The sequence below is a fragment of the Streptomyces sp. NBC_01465 genome, from assembly GCF_036227325.1.
Lineage (GTDB): Bacteria > Actinomycetota > Actinomycetes > Streptomycetales > Streptomycetaceae > Streptomyces.
In genome coordinates this window covers 6,208,397-6,228,940 of the sequence record NZ_CP109467.1, presented here as the reverse complement: position 1 = coordinate 6,228,940, position 20,544 = coordinate 6,208,397, and the positions used below count along the sequence as shown (strand labels likewise).

The following is a 20,544-nucleotide window of genomic DNA, read 5'->3' as shown; positions in this document are numbered from 1 at the left end:
ACGCGAAAGCCGTGCGCCCCCGGCGGCACATCACCTGCAACGCCGCCCAGGCGTCCGACAGGCCGAACGACTCACGGCAGGCGAAACAATTTCGTCATCTCCCCTTGCTAGGGACTCCCTGATGGGCCTAGCGTCCACGCCAACCGGTTTCTATATGTTGCGCGTTGACCACCCGCCAGTACTCCCGAAGGATCACGGTCAGATGAACTTCACCAGTTCCAGGAGCAAGCTCGTCCGAGCCGCGGCAACCGGCCTCGCCCTGACCGGACTGCTCTCCGCCTGCGGCGGATCGGGCTCCGGCGACAAGGCGTCATCGGGATCGGGCGGCCCCGTCACCCTCCCCTTCTGGGGCTGGGCCAACGGACAGCCGGAGGTGGTCAAGGCGTTCAACGCCGCCCACAAGGACATCCGGCTCAAGTACACCAAGGTCACCGACCAGTTGACGATGCAGAAGCAGCTCGCCAACGCGGTCAAGGCAGGCAACGCGCCCTGTCTGGTGCAGAACACCGCCGAGTACGTGACGACACTGGTCTCCCAGGGCGCCCTGGCCGACATCACCCCGTACGTCTCCTCCGCCAAGTCCACGTTCAACGCGGGCTCCTGGGCGAGCGCCCAGGTCCAGGGCAAGTCGTACGGCGTCCCGACCAGTTCGGCCCCGGCCTTCACGATTCTCCGCACCGACCTCTTCACCAAGTACGGCCTCAAGGCCCCTGCCACCTGGGACGACTTCATAGCCGCCGGCAAGGTGCTCAAGAAGCACGGCATCCACCTCACCAACTACGCGGGCGAGGACCCGAGCACCCTGGAGGTGCTCGCCATGCAGGCCGGTGCCCACTGGTACGCCATCGACGGAGACTCCTGGAAGGTGAACTTCCAGGACCCCGGCACCCTCAAGGCCGCCCAGGTCATCCAGGAGATCGTCGACAACGACCTCGACTCCACGCTCTCCTTCGCCGACTACGCCGCCGTCCAGCGCAACTACGACACCGGCGGCACGGCGACCCGGCAGATCTCCACCTGGCAGATGGCCGGCATGGTGCAGAACTTCACCAAGTCGAACGGAAAGTGGGCCCTGTCCCCCTGGCCGACGTTCACCGGCGAAGCGGCCAAGACCCCGGCCGGCACCAACCAGAGCGGCGGCGTCACCCTCGTCACCAAGCAGTGCAAGAACCAGAAGCAGGCCGCCGAGGCCGCCCTCTGGATGTCCACCGACACCGGCGCCGTCGGCACGATGGCCAACCCGGAGACCGGCAACGGCGTGATGCCCGCCCTCGCCGACAGCCAGAGCTACGTCGACAAGGCGATCTCCGCCAAGCTCCTCGGCCCGAACTACGAACCCGCCAAGAAGACGGTCACGGACAGCCTCCCCACCGTCACCACCGACTGGACCTTCGGCCCCAACTGGACCGCGATGTTCACCGAGTTGGCCACCGGCTGGGCCAAGGTCGTCTCCAAGGAACAGAAGGTCACCGACCTCCTCGCACACATGCAGGAGTGGACGGTCAAGGACCTGAAGTCCCGCGGCATCAGCGTCGAGGGCTGAGGGGCAGACCCGATGATCCGCTCCCAGCGCTGGAAGGGCGCCGCCTTCACGGTGCCCTTCCAGCTCGGCTTCCTCTTCATCTACGCGGTCCCGATCGGCTACGCCGTCTACGAGTCGCTCTTCCGCGAGCAGCAGTCAGGACTCGGCCTCGGCGGCGCGACGACGAAGTTCACCGGTCTCGCCAACTACCAGCAGGGACTGACCGATTCGGCCTTCATGGGCTCGGTCCTGCGCGTGGTCCTGTTCGCCTGCGTCCAGATCCCCGTGATGCTCGCGATCAGCCTGCTCCTCGCCCTGTTCCTGGACGCGCTGACCTCCCGGGCGGCAAGCCGGCTCCGCATCCTGCTCCTGGTCCCGTACATGATCCCCGGCGTGGTCGCCGCCGTCGTCTGGGTCAACCTCTACAGCCCCGACGTCGGCCCGCTGACCTCGCTCGGCCGTCTCTTCGGGGCGTCGTGGGACTTCTTCGCGCCCTCGATGGTCTGGCCGTCCATCGGCAATCTGCTGACCTGGCACGGCATCGGCTACAACATGGTGATCATCTACGCCGCACTGCAGTCCGTACCCCGCGAGCTCTTCGAGGCAGCCCGCCTCGACGGCGCCTCGGAGAAGCGCATCGCCCTCTCCATCAAGATCCCGCACGTACGCGGCGCGCTCGTCCTCACCGGTCTGCTCTCGATCATCCAGATGCTGCAGATCTTCAACGAGCCGGCCCTGTTCCGCAACGTCACCCCGCAGACCGTGAGTGACGCCTTCACGCCGATCATGGTCATCTACAACCAGGCGTTCAACGCCAACAACTACCACTACGCGGCCGCGCTCTCCGTCCTCCTCGCCCTCATCCTCGGCATCGCCTCCTTCCTCTTCTACCGCCTGACCTCGAAGGAGACCGACTGATGGTGATGACCGACCCCGAAACCGAGCAGCACCGCCGCACAGCCGCCGTGCGCACGCTCGCCCGCCCCGACGCCCGGGCCCGGGGCCGCGGCGCCCAGCGCTTCGTACTGCTCGGCCTGGTGCTGGCCTGCGCGTACAGCCTCTTCCCGGTGTGGTGGCTGCTCGTCGCCGCCACCAAGGACCGCACCGGGCTCTACCAGAGCAACGGCCTCTGGTTCTCCGGCATGCACCTCTGGGCGAACCTGCGTCAGCTCTTCACGTACGAGAACGGCATCTTCCTGCGCTGGACGGCCAACTCACTCCTCTACGCAGGAGTCGGCTCGCTCGGCGGCACCCTGATCGCCCTGGCCACCGGCTACGGCCTGGCCCGCTTCGACTTCCCCGGCCGCAACGCCGTCTTCGCGTGCGTGGTGGGCTCCTTCCTGATCCCCATCGCCCTCCTCACGCTCCCCCTCTATCTCCTCTTCTCGGCGATCGGCATGGTCGACACCCCGTGGGCGATGCTCGTCCCCTGCCTGATCAATCCGTTCAGCGTGTACCTCGCCAAGGTCTACACCGAGGCGACGATCCCGTACGAGATCCTGGAGGCGGCCCGCATCGACGGCGCGGGCGAGCTGCGGATCTTCTTCTCCATCGTCCTGCGGATGATGACGACGGGCGGCGCGACCGTCTTCCTGCTCGCCTTCGTGAACACCTGGAACGCCTTCTTCCTGCCGCTGACCGTGCTGCGCGGCGAGGAGAACTGGACGCTCAACCTGGGCCTCTACAACTGGTCCGGCAAGCGCCTGGAGTCCGGCGTCGACCTGACGAGCCTGGTCCTGACGGGCGCGCTGCTCTCGATCGTGCCGATGGCCGTGATGATGACGGCGATGCGCCGCTACTGGCGCTCGGGGGTCACGCTGGGAGCGCTGAAGTGACCGAAGCGGCCGATGCCGCCGTCAGCGCCTCCAGCTGCTTGATCTTCCGTCGTACGACATAGAGCGGGACGACCCCGAAGATCCCGAAGGACATGTCGATCACCGACCACCAGAAGGGGATCCCGCGGACCGGACCGCAGATCAGGGCGAGCGGGATGATTCCGGCGCAGGCGATCATCCCGAACTCGATCACCCAGATGTTGCGTACGGGGTCGCGGTAGGGGCCGTAGAAGGCCACCGCGATGACGAGGTGGGCGAAAGCAAGCCAGTCCGTGCCGTACAGGACAAAGGGGTACTTCGCGTCGGTTTCGTCCAGCCCCACGCGCACCCGGTGGATCCACTCCATCAGCGCCGGGAAGTGGTCGGGGACCACCTGCGTGGACTTCAACAGGCTCTCGGTCCAGTGCAGTTCGTGCACCAGCGGGAAGGCGGTCAGCCCACTCAGGACCAGGCACACGATGAAGACGACCAGCCAGATCCGTATGCGCCGCAGAAGCGATCTTCGTTCAGTCATGGGGGCAGCGTATGACCAGCCCCACTGCACGACTTCGCCCCCAGCCCTACCAGGGAGATTCACATGCCGTTAGCATGTTCGAGCTTGCGACGACTACCCTGACCACCCGTTTCTCACGGGAAACTCATGTCATCCGGCACAGTAAGTGACCTTTTGTCTTTATTTCACCCAATGAGCCGGACACATGACGACCACACCACCGCGAATACCCAGGCCCCGCAACGAGCTCGAGCCCGAGCGACGCACAAAGCTGTGGGTGGCAGCGGGTGCGGCGACCCTCGGCTTCCTCGTCGCCCTGGAGATCGCGGCGCGGCACTACGGCCAGCCGGGTCCGCTCACCCATGAGGCACGCGAGCTGATCTTCGCCCCCCGCCTGGGTCCGCTGATGTACGCCGGTCTTGCGCTCACGATGGTAGTGCTCACCTGGCGGCAGCGGTTCATCGCGCTCGGCGCCGCGGCCGCCATCGACCTCGGCTTCCTCCTGGTGCGCCTGGCCGCCGGCACCGGCCCCCAGCAGTTCGGCAACGGCGCGCTGTGGGTGACCGTGGCCATCGCGGTCGTCGCCATCACCCGCCGCACCGGCACGGAACGCATGCTGCTGCTCAAGGGGGTCGGGCTCGGCCAGCTGCTCGTCTTCGGCCACAAGACGGGCGACACCTGGCTGCTCATCACCTCGAAGGCCCGCCCGAAGGTGCTCGACCCGTACGTCGCCACCGCCGACCACGCCCTCGGCAACCCCTCCTGGCTGGTCGGCCGCGCCATCGAGGCCACCCAGCCGATCAGCGGCCACGCCCTCCACGTCGTCTACGGACAACTCCCGCTGGCCGCCGCACTCATCGGCCTCTACCAGCTGCGCCACGTCGCGGCCGAGCGGCGCTTCCCGGCCCACCACCTCGTGCGCACGTTCCTGGTCATAGGCCTGCTCGGGCCCGCCGTCTACATGATCTTCCCGGTCGTCGGCCCGATCTACGCCTACGGCGCCGAGGGCGGCCAGTGGGCCGTGTCCAACGTCTGGCCGGACAGCCTGCCGTCGATCGGCGTCCCGCACCCGGTCCTCTTCGACGGGATCACCCCGCGCAACTGCATGCCCAGCCTGCACACCGCCTGGGCCACCACCCTCTTCATCCACTCCCGCAACGGCTCGCGCGCCATGCGGAACACGGGCACCTTCTGGCTGGTCGCGACCCTCACCGCCACGCTGGGCTTCGGCTACCACTACGGCGCCGACCTCATCGCAGGCGTGGTCTTCGCCCTCACCGTCGAGGCGGGCATGCGCGCCCTCTCCCGCGGCTGGGACCGGTCGGCCACCGTGCTCGTCGGCTACGGCACGGTGGTCTTCACCGCACTCCTGCTGTCCTACCGCTATCTGCCGATGCAGCTGGCCGCCCACCCGTGGGTGTTCGGCCCGCTCCTCCTCCTGGCGACGGCCTCGGTGATCCACCTCTACCTCCGGACCACCCGCCGCTGGGACCCGAAGGCCGCACCGGAGCAGCAGGCGGGCAAGCGCCCCGCGGAGCCGCAGCTCGAACCCGCTTGAGGGCGGTGGATCGTACGGGTCAGAGCCCGACGATCGAGTTCCACCGCTTCGCGAACTCCACCCGCTCCTCGGACGTGATGTCCCGGGCGATCGCCAGCCGCTTGCGCATCGCGTCGTCCGGGAAGATCAGCGGATCCTCCGCCAGGGCGGCCGTGTCCTCGTCCTTCGAGGACGCGAGGACCTCGCGCGCCGCGGGCACCGGACAGACGTAGTTGACCCAGGCCGCGAGCTCGGCGGCGACCTCGGGCTCGTAGTAGTAGTCGATCAGCTTCTCGGCGTTGCTCTTGTGGCGCGCGAGGTTGGGGATCATCATCGACTCGGCCCAGAGCTCGGCGCCCTCCTCCGGCACCACGAACTCGATGTCCGGGTTGTCCGCCTGCAGCTGGATGACGTCGCCCGAGTACGCCTGGCAGGCCAGGACGTCGCCCGTCGACAGGTCCTTGATGTAGTCGTTGCCGGTGAAGCGGCGTATCTGCCGGTTCTTGACGTACTTCTCCACCTCGTCGCACATCCGGTGGAAGTCGTCCGCCGTCCAGCGAGTGATGTCGACGCCCTGCCCCTGCATCAGCAGTGCGAACGCCTCGTCGAGACCGGAGAGCAGCGTGACCTTGCCCTTGAGTTCGGGGGCCCACAGCTCGCTCATGTGCTTGATCTCGCGGCCGAGCTTCTTCTTGTTGTACGCGATCCCGGTGATCCCCGACTGCCACGGCACGCTGTGCATCCTGCCCTTGTCGAAGGCGGGCGAACTGAGCTGCGGGTCGAGGTACTTGGCGACGTTGGGCTGCTTCGCGCGGTCCATCTCCTGGACCCAGCCGAGCCGTACGAAGCGGGCCGCCATCCAGTCGCTGATGACGATCAGGTCCCGGCCGGTCTCCTGGTGGTTCATCAGCGCGGGGCTGATCTTCCCGAAGAACTCGTCGTTGTCGTTGATCTCCTCGGTGTACTTCACCGATATCCCGGAGCGCTTCTGGAAGGCGTCCAGGGTCGGGCGCTTGGAGGCGTCCTCGTCGTCGGTGTCGATGTAGAGGGGCCAGTTGGCGAAGACCAGGCTCTTGTCGCGGGCCGAGCGGTCGGCCGCGGCCCGGTCGCCGGGCTTCACGTACGCGGCCGGCACCCCGCACCCGGTGAGCGCCGCGAGGGCCCCGACCGTACCGAGACCGCCGAAACCGCGGAGGAGGGAGCGACGCGACATGCCGAGATCTGCCATGCCGCACAGCCTCTCCTCACCCGGGGCCGCCGGGCAATGGACGCTGCGTACGCTCGGCGCCCGCCGACCCCGACACCTTGTCGGGCGGAAAGGTCACCTCGACACAGAGTCCGCCGCCCTCCCCCGGCCTCGCCTGCACGGATCCGCCGTGCGCGGCGGTGATGGCCGCGACGATGGAGAGCCCCAGACCGTGGCCGTCGCGGCGCCTGGTGCGCTGGTCGCCGAGGCGGCGGAAGGGCTGGAAGAGGGCGTCGATCTGGTCGGGCGGGATCGGCGGGCCGCTGTTGGTGACGCGCAGGGTGGGGCAGCCGGCGCGCAGCCCGGTCCGCACCGAGATCCAGCCGCCGTCGATCACGTTGTGGCGTACGGCGTTGTCGATGAGGTTGCCCGCGAGGCGTTCCACCAGCGGGGGATCGCCCAGGAGTCCGGCGGGCGCGAGGTCCGCCTCGATGCGGTGACCGGTCTCCGGCAGCAGGGCTCCCGCGACCGCCGCGAGATCGACGTACTCCCGTTCCTGGAGCCCGCGCTGGCTGCGGGCGAGGGTCAGCAGCGCGTCGATCAGGCGCTCCTGCTCCTGGCCCGCCGCCCGTACCCGCAGACAGGCGGCGCGCAGGGTGTCGGCCGTCGCCTCCGGGTCGGCGAGCGCGACGTCGACCAGGGCCTGCTGGAGGGTGAGCGGGGTGCGCAGTTCGTGCGAGGCGTTGGCGACGAACTGGCGCTGCGCCTCGAAGGAGACCTCCAGGCGGGCCAGCATGTCGTCGAACGTGTCGGAGAGATCGGTGAGTTCGTCGGCGGGGCCCTGCACGGCGAGCCGCCGGTGCAGATGGTCGGCGGAGATCCGGCGGGCGGTGGCGGCCATGCCCCGCAGCGGCGCGAGGACCCGCCCGGCCACCAGCCAGCCGAGCAGCAGCGAGAGCCCCACCATCACGCCCAGCGCGATGCCCGACTCGACGAGCAGCAGGTGCAGTTGGTCGCCGCGCTGGACGTCCAGCTGCTGGACGACGTACGCACCGACCTCGGGCCCCTTGTGGGCCAGCGGGCCGTCGAGCGTCGGCGCGGGAGCGCCCGCCTCGCCCTTCGCCCGGGACGCCGAGTTCGCCATCAGCCCGTACGTGATCGCCAGGAGCACGGCGGCGGCCGCCACGAACAGCCCGCTGTAGAGCAGCGTGAGCCGCCACCGGACGCTGCGGGGGCCGCGCAGGAGCCGCCTCACACCCGGTATCCGGCCTGGGAGACGGTCTCGATCAGCGGCGGCTCGCCGAGCTTGCGGCGCAGCCGGCTGATGGTGACCTTCACGGTCTGGGTGAAGGGGTCGGCCGCCTCGTCCCAGGCCCGCTCCAGGAGTTCCTCGGCGGAGACCACCGCGCCCTGTGCGGCGAGCAGCAGCTCCAGTACGGCGAACTCCTTGGGACTGAGCGGGAGTTGGAGCCCGGCCCGGGTCGCGGTCCGGCGTGCCGGGTCGAGCCGCAGCTCGCCGTGGACGAGGACCGGCGGCAGCGCGGGCTGCGCCCGGCGCGCCAGCGCCCGTATCCGCGCGACGAGTTCGGTGAACGCGAAGGGCTTGGGGAGATAGTCGTCCGCGCCGAGGCCGAGCCCGGCGACCCGGTCGGCGACCGTACCGGACGCCGTGAGCATCAGCACACGGGCCCGGCTGCCCCCCTCGGCCAGCGCGCGGCAGACCCGGTCACCGTGGAGACCTGGCAGATCGCGGTCGAGCACGACGACGTCGTACCCGTTGACCGTGGCGCGCTCCAGCGCCGTATGCCCGTCGAACGCGAGGTCGACGGCCATCCCCTCACGGCGCAGTCCCGCCGCCACGGTCTCCGCGAGCTCTTCGTGATCCTCGACCACCAACACGCGCATGGAGAAGAGGATGCCGGGCCGGGGGTTACACGGCCGTAAGGGCGGCCGTTCCCGTGCCGTAACCGCCCCCGGAGTTGGGTGAGTAGCCGTAACAGCCACCACCACACGAGGAGGCACCCATGCGGGTGTTGACCAGCCGTCCGAAGCGCATGATCGCGGCGACGGCACTGTTCTCGGCAATCACTCTGACCGGCGTCGGCGCGGCACAGGCCACGGCATCCCCCACGCACGGGGGCGGCAAGGGCGGCAGCGCCGGCAACAAGGACGCCGCAGGCAGGGCTTTCGGCAGCTGCATGCGGGAGCACGGGCTGAAGAACTTCCCCGACCTCCACATCCAGGTGGACAAGGACAAGGCCGGGAAGAGCGGCAAGGGCGGAGTCTCCGTGCAGGCCAGTGGGGATTCCCGTCTCGGCGGAAAGCCCTTCGACCCGACGTCGAAGGCGTACCAGCGCGCCCTCAAGGCCTGCGGTCCGATCCTGACGAAGGCCGGAGTGCCGCTGCCGCCTGAGCCGGGCGACGGCAAGTGCAAGGCGGTCAAGGGCGGCAAGGGCGAGAAGGGCCTGCCCAAGCTGCCCGGTCCGCCGAACGGCCCCTTCAAGGGCCACAAGGCGAAGCACATCGTGGGCCCGGGCAAGGGCGGCTCCGAGAAGGGCTCCGCCCGCCACGGGGAGATCTGCGTCATCCAGAAGAAGGGCTGACACGGCACCGCACACGAAGCGGCCCCGGACGGATCAACTCCCGTCCGGGGCCGTTCTGTTCACCGCAGGGTGGCTCAGCCGTCGATCGACGTCATGACGTGCTTGATGCGGGTGTAGTCCTCGAAGCCGTACGCGGAGAGGTCCTTGCCGTAGCCGGACTTCTTGAAGCCGCCGTGCGGCATCTCGGCAACCAGCGGGATGTGGGTGTTGATCCACACGCAGCCGAAGTCCAGGTTCTTGGACATCCGCATGGCGCGCGCGTGGTCCTTGGTCCACACCGAGGAGGCCAGCGCGTAGTCGACGCCGTTGGCGTGGGCCAGGGCCTCGGCCTCGTCCGTGAAGGACTGGACGGTGATGACGGGGCCGAAGACCTCGTTCTGGATGATCTCGTCGTCCTGCTGGAGGCCGGAGACGACGGTCGGGGCGTAGAAGAAGCCCTTCTCGCCGACGCGGTGGCCGCCCGCCTCGACCTTGGCGTGCGCGGGAAGCCGGTCGATGAAGCCGGTGACCTGCGCGAGCTGGTTGGCGTTGTTGAGGGGGCCGTAGAGCACGTCCTCGTCGTCCGGCTGCCCGGTCTTCGTGTCGGCGGCAGCCTTGGCGAGCGCGGTCACGAACTCGTCGTGGATCGACTCGTGTACGAGGACGCGGGTCGCGGCTGTGCAGTCCTGGCCGGCGTTGAAGAAGCCCGCCACCGAGATGTCCTCGACGGCCTTCGGGATGTCGGCGTCCTCGAAGACGACGACCGGAGCCTTGCCGCCCAGCTCCAGGTGGACGCGCTTGACGTCCTTGGCCGCGGACTCCGCGACCTGCATGCCGGCCCGCACCGAACCGGTGATGGACGCCATCGCCGGCACCTTGTGCTCGACCATCGCGCGCCCGGTGTCGCGGTCGCCGCACACAACGTTGAAGACACCCTTGGGCGCGATCGCCCCGATGATCTCGCCCATCAGCACGGTCGACGCCGGCGTGGTGTCGGACGGCTTCAGTACGACGGTGTTGCCCGCGGCCAGCGCCGGGGCGAACTTCCACACGGCCATCATCATCGGGTAGTTCCAGGGCGCGACCTGCGCGCAGACCCCGACCGGCTCGCGCCGGATGATGGAGGTCATTCCCTCCATGTACTCGCCGGCGGCGCGCCCCTCCAGGAGCCGTGCCGCGCCCGCGAAGAAGCGGATCTGGTCGATCATCGGCGGGATCTCTTCGGAGCGTGTGAGCCCGACCGGCTTGCCGGTGTTCTCGCTCTCGGCGGCGATCAGCTCCTCGGCGCGCTCCTCGAAGGCGTCCGCGATCTTCAGCAGGACGCGCTGGCGCTCGGCGGGGGTGGAGTCGCGCCAGGCGGGGAAGGCGGCCGCGGCCGCCTGCATCGCGGCGTCGACGTCCGCGTCGCCCGAGAGGGGCGAGGTGGCGTACGCGTCGCCCGTGGCCGGATTGACGACCTCGATGGTCCGGCCGTCAGCGGCGTCCCGGAACTCTCCGTTGATGTAGTTGCGCAGCCGGCGCAGCTCGGTGGTCACAGCCACCCCTCCTGTCAGAAGTCCGATGGGTGAGACACCCACACTAGTAGGAGGTGCCACGCTTTCGACATACCCAGCCCCGACGAACTTCGGATTCAGTTCCAGAAACGCATCAAGACAACGAATTTCATCGCTCGGGGCTTGCGGGACGGTCGAGACCTCATGCAGAGTGAGGACGTGGCCAGTCGCAGCGCGGAATCCAGAAACGGGAACGGCACCCCTCCGATCGACGCCGTCTCCCTGGCGATCATCGAGCAGCTCCAGCAGGACGGCAGGCGTCCGTACGCAACGATCGGCAAGGCCGTCGGCCTCTCCGAAGCAGCCGTACGACAGCGCGTGCAGAAACTGCAGGACCAGGGCGTGATGCAGATCGTCGCCGTCACCGACCCTCTGACCGTCGGCTTCCGGCGTCAGGCGATGGTCGGGATAAGGGTCGAGGGCGATCTCGACCCGGTCGCGGACGCGCTGGCCGCCATGGACGAGGTCGACTACGTGGTGATGACCGCGGGCTCCTTCGACCTGATGGCGGAGGTCGTCTGCGAGGACGACGACCACCTGCTCGACGTGATCAACAAGCAGATCCGCGCCCTCCCCGGAGTGCGCGCCACCGAGAGCTTCGTCTACCTGAAACTCAAGAAGCAGACCTACCAGTGGGGCACCCGATAGTCATGAGCAAGGACCTGAGCCGGACCGCGTACGACCACTTGTGGATGCACTTCACGGACATGTCGTCGTACGAGAACGCGCCCGTTCCCACCATCGTGCGTGGCGAGGGCACCTACATCTTCGACGACAAGGGCAAGAAGTACCTCGACGGCCTCTCCGGCCTGTTCGTGGTCAACGCCGGCCACGGCCGCCACGAGCTGGCGGAGGCCGCGTACAAGCAGGCGCAGGAGCTGGCCTTCTTCCCGGTGTGGTCCTACGCCCACCCGAAGGCCGTCGAGCTCGCCGAGCGTCTCGCCCACCACGCGCCGGGCGACCTCAACAAGGTCTTCTTCACCACCGGTGGCGGCGAGGCCGTCGAGACCGCCTGGAAGCTGGCGAAGCAGTACTTCAAGCTGCAGGGCAAGCACACCAAGTACAAGGTCATCTCGCGTGCGGTCGCCTACCACGGCACCCCGCAGGGCGCCCTGTCCATCACCGGACTCCCGGCCCTGAAGGCCCCCTTCGAGCCGCTGGTCCCCGGCGCGCACAAGGTGCCGAACACCAACATCTACCGCGCCCCGATCCACGGCGACGACCCGGAGGCCTTCGGCCGCTGGGCCGCCGACCAGATCGAGCAGGAGATCCTCTTCGAGGGCGCCGAGACGGTCGCGGCGGTCTTCCTGGAGCCGGTCCAGAACGCGGGCGGCTGCTTCCCGCCCCCGCCCGGCTACTTCCAGCGGGTGCGCGAGATCTGCGACAAGTACGACGTGCTGCTCGTCTCGGACGAGGTCATCTGCGCCTTCGGCCGCCTGGGCACGATGTTCGCCTGCGACAAGTTCGACTACGTACCGGACATGATCACCTGCGCCAAGGGCATGACTTCGGGCTACTCCCCGATCGGCGCCTGCATCATCTCCGACAAGCTCGCCGAGCCCTTCTACCGGGACGGCAACACCTTCCTGCACGGCTACACCTTCGGCGGCCACCCGGTCTCCGCGGCGGTCGGCCTCGCCAACCTCGACATCTTCGAGCGCGAGAACCTCAACCAGCACGTGCTCGACAACGAGGGCGCCTTCCTCAAGACCCTCCAGAAGCTGCACGACCTGCCGATCGTCGGCGACGTCCGCGGCAACGGCTTCTTCTACGGCATCGAGCTCGTCAAGGACAAGGTCACCAAGGAGACCTTCAACGAGGACGAGACCGAGCGCATCCTCTACAACGCCGTCTCCAAGGGCCTGTACGAGAACGGTCTGTACTGCCGCGCCGACGACCGTGGCGACCCGGTCGTCCAGCTCGCGCCGCCGCTGATCTCCGACCAGTCGACGTTCGACGAGATCGAGTCGGTCCTGCGCCACGTCCTCACCGACGCCTGGGCCAAGATCTGACAGGTGTGAACCCCGCCCCCGGTCACCGCACTTGGTGACCGGGGGCGGAATGCTGTCCGCACCGCGCTGGTTGGACGGGGTGAGCAAGCGCTCAGCCACTTCCTCCGAAAGGCTCCGCCATGACAGCCCCGTTCTCGCTCCCCATCACGGTCCGCGGTTACGAGACCGACTCGCAGGGCCACCTCAACCAGGCGGTCTACCTCCAGTACGCGGAACACGCCCGCTGGTCCTACCTCCAGCAGGGCGGCATCCGCCAGTCCGACCTCCTCGACAAGGGCGTCGGCCCGGTCGCCCTCGAAGTCACCGTCCGCTATCTGCACGAACTGCGGGCCGGCGACGAGACCGTGGTCGACTGCCGCTTCGTGTGGGGCGAGGGCAAGACCTTCCGCATCGAGCAGACGATCCGCAGGGCCGACGGCACGGTGTGCGCCGAAGTGACCGGTGTGGGCGGCCTGTTGGACCTCCGCGCCCGCAAGCTCGTCACCGACCCGCGCCAGCAGTTCCGCGAGCTCGCCGCCGACCCGGCCGTCTTCGACCTCTGAGGCCTCCGGGCCCTCGCGTACACCCATCCGGGTGGGAACAGGAGCTGCCGCACCGCGCGGCTGCCCCGCCCGGCCAGGTCTCAGTCCTTACGGTGCCCAGTGACCGATCGGCTCCGCTTTCGTTCCCCCGTACGGGGGGCCGAAAATCTGAACTGAACCGAGGTGTTCACCATGGTGGCCCCACCGGACAACGATGTGCTCTGGGCACGCGCGGTGCACTACTCCCACAGCGGATCCCCCGCGCTCACCGGTGTCTCGCTCGGTGTCCGCGAGGGCGAGATCCTCGCCCTGACCGGCCCACGCGGCAGCGGCAAAACGACTCTGCTGCAGTGCCTCTCGGGACAGCTCACGCCCTCCCAGGGCGAGGTGTGGTTCAACAGCACCCCCATCCACACGATGAACCCCCTCGCCCGAGAGCGTCTGCGCATCGACCGCTTCGGCTGGATCGACCCCGAGCCGCACCTCGTCCCCGAGCTCAACGCCTGGGAGAACACGGCGCTCCCGCTGCTGCTCAACGGCACCGCCCACCGCGCCGCCAAGCAGGCCGCGATGGAGTGGCTGGAGCGCCTCGACATCGGTACGTACGCGCGCAAGCGCCCCCACGGCCTCCTCCAGTCGCAGCGCCAGCGCGTCGCCATCGCCCGGGCGCTGATCACCTCGCCGACCGTGCTCTTCGCGGACGAGCCCACCGCGTCCCTGCACCGCACTGACCGCGCCCAGATCCTGCGCACGCTCACCGCGGCCGCACGCTCGCACCGCATCACCGTCGTGCTCGCCACCCACGACCCGGACGTGGCCGCCCTCGCCGACCGCACCGTCTCGCTCCTCGACGGACGCCGCGTCAACTCCGTACAGCTCGCGGAAACGGAGGGCAGTCCCGAGTGCTCGCTCTCCGTCTAGCCCGCGGCACCCATCCCCTGGTCCTGCTGCGCCGACTGATGGTGGCGGCCGCATCCGCGGGCGTCGGATTCCTCCTCCTGGGCACGCTCGCCTACGCCTCCTCGCACCCCGCCCACGCCTCGCACGCCACGCTGCGGCTGCTGTGGTCGCTGATTCCCCTGGCCGCGACGGTGTACTTCGCGGTCTCGGTCGCCCGTACGGACCCGAGCACCCGCCCCAGCCCCGGCCTCACCGCGGCCGGCCTCGGGCCGGTCTCGCTGACCGCGCTGGCGGCGGTCTCCACCGCGGTCTCCTGCACGCTCGGCAGCGTGGTGGGCCTGCTCTTCTTCCTCCACCTGCGGGGCGACATCACCGGGCTGCCCTTCGACGGAGCGGCCTCCCAACTCCTGTCCTCCCAGGCCCCGTTGCCCCTCGCGGCCGCCCTCACCCTGCTCGCGCTCACCCCCGTCCTCGCGGCGGCGGGCAGCGCCTGGACGATGCGCCCCCGCAAGACGACGCCCGCACCGCTGACCGCGCCCACCGGTCTCCCCTGGGGCATCGCACTGATCGCGGCCGGACTGGCGACGGAGTCGTACACCAGCCGGGCCGCCGGCACGCCCTTCCCGCTCCCCGGGCACTTCGACGGCAGCCCGCTGGGCGTGCTCGCGGGCTGGACGCTCACGGCGATCGGTCTGGCGACGGCGGGTCCCGGGCTGACGTACACGACCGGGCGCGTGCTGCAGTCCCTGCACCCGGGAGCGGTACGGCTGCTGGCCGGCCGGGTGCTCCAGGCCGAGGCCGGACGCATCGGCCGCCCCCTCGGGGTGGTCTGCGCGGTGACCTCCGGCGTCATCGCGGCGGCCGGCGTCTACACGCCGGGGCCCGACTCCTTCGGACCGCTCACGGGTCTGGGCGCCGCCGTCGTCATGACCTGCGCGGTGGCAACCCTCCTCACGGCGGCGCTGGAGTCGAAGCAGTCGCGCGCCGCCACCACCACGGCGCTGGTCCGCCTCGGCGCCCCCGCCCAGCTCCTCCGCAAGGCGTCGGCGCTGCGCGTCGCGGCACTTCTCGCCGTGTTCGCGCCGCTGACCTGGGCCGTCGCCGAACTGGCCGCCCTTCCGCTCACCCGCTGACCCAGCCGCGACGCGCCGCGATCACGCCCGCCTGGAAACGGTTCGCGGCGCCCAGCTCACCGGTCAGACGGCTGATCCTGCGGCGCATCGTCCGTACCGACCAGCCCAACTGGCGGGCTATCGCCTCGTCCTTGAGCCCGCTCACCAGCAGAGTGAGCATCTGGCGGTCGTCCTCGTCGAGCGGGTCGTCGGCGGGCGCGCCCAGCGGGGTCGCCTCGCGCCAGCACATCTCCCAGTAGTCGATGAGGCCGTTGAGGAGCGCCGAGGGCCGGATGACCGCGGCACGCACCTCGTCGGTCGCGCCGAAGTCGAGGGAGAGCGGCATCAGGGCCAGTCTGCGGTCGGCGATGGCGAGTTTGATCCGCAGCCCCGGGAGCACGCGCGCCATCTCGCCGTGTGCGACGAGCTCCTGGATGTCGGCGAGAACGCCCGGCCACTCCAGGGCCTCGGGCGCGTACACCACCCGGTAGCGGACCCCCCGGGACAGGGCCGTCGCCTCGACCGGATTGGAGGTCGTGAGCGCGTACGGCGGCCGGTCCAGGGTGATGACTTCCTCGCGCGCCTCCTGCTGCAGCGTCACGAACCAACGGCCCAACGCCTCACTGCCGTGCACGACTTCGATCTGTTCGGAGCCGCCCGTGTGGGCCGCGGTGAAGAGCCGCGACAGCTCGTCCGCCGCCGATCGGACCGAGTCGAGTTCGGCCGTACGGGAGCGTACGAGGGCCTCGACGGCGGCGCCCGGCTCGATCGCCGCATAGCGGCGACGGGCGCCCGACAACCTCCCCACCAGGCCGTTCTCCCTGAGCCTGTCCAGGGCACGGGCGGCGCGCTCCAGCGAGCAGCCGAGGTCGTCGGCGAGGTCGGCGGGGGCTGCGGTGTGGCGGACGAGGATCGCGCGGTACACGCTCTCGTCGAACGGATCGATGCCTGCGGCGGTGAGCTGGGACATGGTCGGATCTTGGCCGGTCGGTGCCAGCGGCAGCAATGGGCCAGGCCAAATCGTTGTCCGGAACATGCTCCGCCGATTAGGACTTCGGGTCATGGCTACCTCTCGAAGATCTCACCGCCGCGGAACACGGCGCGCACTGACCGCATCGGTCACCGCGTCCGTGCTCGGCGGACTCCTTGCCGCCGCTCCCCCGTCCGCCTCCTCCGCCGCGCAGCCCGACCCGGAGCAGCGGGTGATCGTGACGCTCGACGGCGCGGCCGCGGCTGCCGGAGTCGGCGCCCTGCGGACAGCTGACGCGGGAGAGGTGGCCGCGGACCGCAAGGCCGTTTCCGCGGAGCAGTCGGCGTTCCTGGAGCGGGCGAAGGACGCCGGGGTGCGCACCGCCAAGCCGCGCAAGCTGGGGCTGCTGCTCAACGCGGTGGCGGTGACGGTCAAGGCCTCGCAGGTCGCCGGATTGCGCGGGCTGCCGGGCGTCGCGAGTGTCAGCCCCGATACGAAGATGAAGGTGCAGACCGACGACGCCGTGCCGCTCGTCGGCGCGCCCGACGTCTGGAAGCGCAAGGACTCCAAGGGCCAGAAGGCCAACGGCAAGGGCGTCACCGTCGCCGTCCTGGACAGCGGCGTCGATTACACCCACCCCGACCTGGGCGGCGCGTTCGGCGAGGGCCACAAGGTCGTCGGCGGGTACGACTTCGTCAACGGCGACGCCGACCCGATGGACGACAACGGCCACGGCACCCACGTGTCGGGGATCATCGCGGGCAGCGCCGCCGAAGAGGGCGGCGTCACCGGTGTCGCTCCGGGCGCCCAGCTCCTCGCGTACAAGGTCATGAACGCCAACGGCGAGGGCAACACCTCCGACATCATCGCGGGGATCGAGGCCGCGATCGACCCGGCCAATCCGCACCGCGCCGATGTCATCAACATGAGCCTCGGCGGTTACGGCGACGGCAGCGACCCCCTCGGACAGGCAGCAACGGCCGCCACCAAGGCGGGAGTTGTCGTCGTCGCCTCCGCGGGCAACGAAGGCCCCGGCAGCGGTACGGTCGGCACCCCCGCCGCGGCCGACGGCGTCGTCGCGGTCGGCGCGTCCGTCAGCGGGCTGCGCATACCGGGCGCCGCCTACAAGGGCGGCGAGAAGATCCAGACGTACCGCGGGATGATCTCCGCGAACCCGCCGGCCAGGCCGCTGACGACCGAGCTCGTGGACGTCGGCCAGGGCACGCCGGAGGACTGGGAGCGGGCGGGCGACGTCAAGGGCAAGGCCGTCCTGATCAACATGCTGGTCGCCCAGAACTCGCAGGACCTGTACGCCTCGGAGCTCGAGACCGCCCGCGAGGCGGAGCGCCGCGGCGCGGTCGCCGTCTTCGGCGGACAGTCCGGGGGCGGCGGTCCGGTCTTCTCCGTACCGCAGTCCGACAACACCGTCCCGCTGGCCCCGCAGACCACCGTGAAGGAGTCCGGCGACTCGCTGCGCATGGACTCCGAGGTGATGCTGGGCGTGGACTCGACGCAGTTCGCCGAGCTCGGGCGCAAGCTCGCGGCGGGCAAGGTCGAGATCACCCTGACCGGCACGGACGTCACCGACAAGATCGCCTCGTTCTCCTCGCGCGGCCCCGACCTCAACTGGAACCTGAAGCCGGAGCTGGTCGCACCGGGCTACGACATCCGTTCCACGGTCCCCAAGTCCCTCTACGCGCCCGGCTATTACCGCATGTCGGGTACGTCGATGGCCTCCCCGATGGTCGCCGGCGCCGCAGCCCTGCTGCGTCAGCTGCACCCGGCCGAGACCCCGGCGAAGGTCACCTCCGAACTGGTGGGCTCCACCAAGAAGGTCGACGACTACGGGACCACCACGGTCGGCTCCGGCCGCCTCGACGTGTCCGCTGCCGCCGACGCCGCCGACACCGGGATCACCACCACCCCCTCGACGCTCTCGTACGGACTGGCCGACCTGGCCCACCGCACCGTGGGCGGCAGCAAGAAGCTCACCGTCCGCAACTCCGGGTCCCGTACCCGTACGGTCTCCCTCAAGGTCAGCGGCGAGGCCACCGTCAGCCCGCGCACCCTGCGGATCCCGGCGGGCGGCAGCGCCACCGCCACGGTGACCGTGCGAGCCGACCGCCCGTCGGGCGAGAAGGAGATCACCGGCACGGTCACCGTCGACCCGGACAACGGGGCCGCGCTGCGCGTCCCGTACCTCCTGGTCATACGGCAGTTGTTCGTGCAGGCCGGTCCCGACCCGAGCGACGGCAAGTCCACCGCGGTCGTCTTCACCCCGGCCGCCCTCGCGAAGCCTCCGGTCCTGACCGTGACCCCGCCGCACGGCAGGTCGTACACGGTCGCCACGAAGCTCCTCGGCGGCAACGTCTACAAGGCCGAGATCACCGGCCGGGGCGACGGCGCCCACCTGGTCTCCGCGAGCGCCGAGACCTCCGACGGCAAGACGCTCGTCTCCAACCGCGACGGCTTCGACGTCACCCCCGTGGCCAGCCGCAACTCCCGCTGGCAGCCCGTCGGCCCGTACGAGGCGAGCGGCGCGATCGACACCGCGCCGAGCGCCCCCGGGCACGCGGTCCTCAGCCAGTACGGCAAGATCGGCCCCTGGGCGACCGATGACAACGGTGCCACCTGGCGCCAGAACGGCCGCCTCCCGCTGACCGATGTGATCGGCCAGCCCTTCACGGTCGTCGACCCGAAGAACGCCGACCGCTGGTGGTTCGCGGCCAACAGCGCGAGCGGCATCCCGCGTACGTCCTCGATCCTGCGCACCGAGGACGCGGGGCGCACCTGGGAGACCCTGAACACCCCCGACTCACCGGTCGTCAAGTTCCTCACCGACGCGACGGGGCACACGCTCATCGCCCTCACCGAGGCCGGACTGGTGACGAGCACGGACGGCGGGGACCACTGGACCGCACAGACCACCGGCGTGCCCGGGTCCGAGATCTACGACATGGCCATCGGCGGCGACAGCCTCTATCTGTCCGCGGGCAAGTCGATCTGGAAGCGCGACGGGGTCACCTCGGGCACGCTGGGCGAGGCGAAGCAGGTCTACGCGACGAAGGACGGCAAGATCACCGTCACCCTCGCCGCGGACCGCGACGTGGTGGCGGCGTACGAGATCGGCACCGGCGTCATCGGCTCGCACGACGGCGGCACGACCTGGTCCACGCTCGACAAGTTCGGGTACGGGGGTTCGGGGCTGAGCGTCACCGGCGGCGATGTGTACGCCAGTTACGGCGACCAGACCCGCATCGGCCGCGACCACGGCCGGACCTGGAGCACCATCCCGGGCGTCAACAACTCTTCGGTGGGCTTGGACTTCGACCGCTGGCAGGACGGCTCGCTGACCGTCTCCGCGTCCTCGGCGGGCATCTACCGCACGTCCGGCAGCGGTACGGACTACCAGCGCATCGGCGTCCAGGGCGGCACGGTCAACTCCCTTGCGGTGAGCGGCAGTTCACTGCTCGCGGCCGGTGACGTGGGCACGCACCGCGCCCAGCTCCCCGTCTCCGGATCGGACTGGGGCAACACCGGCGGCGAGGGCACGATCGGCAACACGGTCCCGCTGATGCAGGCCTCGCCCAGCGACTCGCGGATCGTCTGGCGGGTGCGCTACGGCCCGTTCGGCGACTTCCATGTGGAGCGCAGCGGCGACGCCGGGGCGACCTGGGAGGAGAAGGGCGCGGGCGACGGCCAGGTCTTCGCGATGACCGTGCACCCGGCCGATCCGAACCGCGTGTACGTCGCCTACGGCAACAACATGAGCACCGGCCTCTTCTCCACCACGGACGGCGGCGCGAACTGGAAGAACCTCCGCCAGGACACGTACTTCACCGCCGTCGCGGGCGACCCGAAGAACGCGAACCGGCTCTGGCTCGGCACGACCGACGGCCTCTACCGCTCGGACAACGGCGGCGCCGACCTCACCAAGGTCGCCGACGGTCTGGTGACCACCATCGAGTTCGCGGGCTCCCGCATGCTGACCGGCGGCGACACGATCAAGGTCTCGACGGACGGCGGCAAGAGCTTCCGTACGGGCGACACCGGATCCCTCCCGATGCGCGTCAGCGACCTGCTCCAGGTGGGCAACACCCTGTACGCGTCCACCACCAGCGTGTGGGAGACGGCGCTGCCGCGCGGCGGCCGGGGCGTGCTGCGCTCCACCGACGGCGGCCGGACCTGGCACAACGTGTCCACGGGCCTGCAGAACACCAACGCCACGAGCCTGGCCGCCGCGGGTGGCTGGCTGTACGTCGGCACGGTGCAGGGGGGCGTGCACCGCATGAAGCTCTGATCTCTCAGAGCCACTGAACCG

Annotated in this window: 17 protein-coding genes; 11 read left to right on the top strand and 6 right to left on the bottom strand. The window is 69.8% G+C overall.

The genetic code is table 11. The features are described 5' to 3' along the window. Positions 1-202 precede the first annotated feature (202 nt). From OG707_RS29435 to OG707_RS29425, 3 genes are read left to right on the top strand one after another with little or no spacing between them, the layout of a single operon-like run. Complete coding sequence (locus tag OG707_RS29435; protein WP_329123559.1) at positions 203-1,543, top strand: ABC transporter substrate-binding protein; 1,341 nt, start codon at positions 203-205, stop codon at positions 1,541-1,543. Between the two features lie 12 nt (positions 1,544-1,555). Further along, complete coding sequence (locus OG707_RS29430; protein ID WP_329123557.1) at positions 1,556-2,440, top strand: carbohydrate ABC transporter permease; 885 nt, start codon at positions 1,556-1,558, stop codon at positions 2,438-2,440. Further along, entirely contained in the window at positions 2,440-3,357 is a 918-nt protein-coding gene (locus OG707_RS29425) for a carbohydrate ABC transporter permease (RefSeq protein WP_329123555.1), read from the top strand. Before OG707_RS29430 ends, OG707_RS29425 begins: the two co-directional genes overlap by 1 nt. On the opposite strand, the gene OG707_RS29420 is transcribed toward OG707_RS29425, so the two are convergent. Next, positions 3,335-3,871 (bottom strand): hypothetical protein, encoded by a 537-nt coding sequence (locus tag OG707_RS29420; protein WP_329123552.1) that lies wholly within the window; start codon positions 3,869-3,871, stop codon positions 3,335-3,337. The two genes, OG707_RS29425 and OG707_RS29420, sit on opposite strands and share 23 nt — an antisense overlap. A 184-nt stretch (positions 3,872-4,055) precedes the next feature. Between OG707_RS29420 and OG707_RS29415 the strand changes: the two genes are divergently transcribed. Continuing rightward, the gene (locus tag OG707_RS29415; RefSeq protein ID WP_329123550.1) at positions 4,056-5,408 is read left to right on the top strand and encodes a phosphatase PAP2 family protein; all 1,353 of its coding nucleotides are present in this window, start codon (positions 4,056-4,058) and stop codon (positions 5,406-5,408) included. A 19-nt stretch (positions 5,409-5,427) separates the two neighbouring features. Here the strand turns inward: OG707_RS29415 and OG707_RS29410 are convergent, their stop codons facing one another. From OG707_RS29410 to OG707_RS29400, 3 genes are read right to left on the bottom strand one after another with little or no spacing between them, the layout of a single operon-like run. Further along, positions 5,428-6,600 (bottom strand): ABC transporter substrate-binding protein, encoded by a 1,173-nt coding sequence (locus OG707_RS29410; protein WP_329128037.1) that lies wholly within the window; start codon positions 6,598-6,600, stop codon positions 5,428-5,430. Positions 6,601-6,631: 31 nt separating this feature from the next. Next, a complete protein-coding gene (locus tag OG707_RS29405; RefSeq protein ID WP_329123548.1) occupies positions 6,632-7,828 on the bottom strand; it encodes a sensor histidine kinase in 1,197 nt (398 codons plus the stop codon). Then, entirely contained in the window at positions 7,825-8,478 is a 654-nt protein-coding gene (locus OG707_RS29400; protein ID WP_329123546.1) for a response regulator transcription factor, read from the bottom strand. The genes OG707_RS29405 and OG707_RS29400 overlap by 4 nt, the downstream gene beginning before the upstream one ends. A gap of 119 nt (positions 8,479-8,597) precedes the next feature. Between OG707_RS29400 and OG707_RS29395 the strand changes: the two genes are divergently transcribed. Then, positions 8,598-9,176: a hypothetical protein gene (locus tag OG707_RS29395; protein WP_329123545.1), complete on the top strand. Its 579-nt coding sequence runs from the start codon at positions 8,598-8,600 to the stop codon at positions 9,174-9,176. A 74-nt stretch (positions 9,177-9,250) separates the two neighbouring features. Here the strand turns inward: OG707_RS29395 and OG707_RS29390 are convergent, their stop codons facing one another. Beyond that, positions 9,251-10,690, bottom strand: coding sequence for a gamma-aminobutyraldehyde dehydrogenase (locus tag OG707_RS29390; protein WP_329123543.1), 1,440 nt, complete (start codon positions 10,688-10,690; stop codon positions 9,251-9,253). A 162-nt stretch (positions 10,691-10,852) separates the two neighbouring features. Between OG707_RS29390 and OG707_RS29385 the strand changes: the two genes are divergently transcribed. The 5 genes from OG707_RS29385 (at position 10,853) to OG707_RS29365 (ending at position 15,274) form a co-directional block, all read left to right on the top strand. Then, on the top strand, positions 10,853-11,356 hold the full coding sequence (locus tag OG707_RS29385; protein ID WP_329123541.1) for an Lrp/AsnC family transcriptional regulator: 504 nt from the start codon (positions 10,853-10,855) through the stop codon (positions 11,354-11,356). 2 nt (positions 11,357-11,358) lie between these two features. After that, positions 11,359-12,720, top strand: coding sequence for an aspartate aminotransferase family protein (locus tag OG707_RS29380; RefSeq protein ID WP_329123539.1), 1,362 nt, complete (start codon positions 11,359-11,361; stop codon positions 12,718-12,720). 119 nt (positions 12,721-12,839) lie between these two features. Beyond that, entirely contained in the window at positions 12,840-13,262 is a 423-nt protein-coding gene (locus tag OG707_RS29375) for an acyl-CoA thioesterase (RefSeq protein ID WP_329123537.1), read from the top strand. 171 nt (positions 13,263-13,433) lie between these two features. Then, a complete protein-coding gene (locus OG707_RS29370) occupies positions 13,434-14,162 on the top strand; it encodes an ABC transporter ATP-binding protein (protein WP_329123535.1) in 729 nt (242 codons plus the stop codon). Then, positions 14,144-15,274, top strand: coding sequence for a hypothetical protein (locus OG707_RS29365; protein WP_329123533.1), 1,131 nt, complete (start codon positions 14,144-14,146; stop codon positions 15,272-15,274). The genes OG707_RS29370 and OG707_RS29365 overlap by 19 nt, the downstream gene beginning before the upstream one ends. On the opposite strand, the gene OG707_RS29360 is transcribed toward OG707_RS29365, so the two are convergent. After that, complete coding sequence (locus tag OG707_RS29360) at positions 15,264-16,223, bottom strand: helix-turn-helix transcriptional regulator (protein WP_329123531.1); 960 nt, start codon at positions 16,221-16,223, stop codon at positions 15,264-15,266. The two genes, OG707_RS29365 and OG707_RS29360, sit on opposite strands and share 11 nt — an antisense overlap. Before the next feature lie 91 nt (positions 16,224-16,314). Here OG707_RS29360 and OG707_RS29355 point away from each other — a divergent pair, with 91 nt between their 5' ends. Next, positions 16,315-20,523, top strand: coding sequence for a S8 family serine peptidase (locus OG707_RS29355; protein ID WP_329123530.1), 4,209 nt, complete (start codon positions 16,315-16,317; stop codon positions 20,521-20,523). Positions 20,524-20,544: the final 21 nt, after the last annotated feature.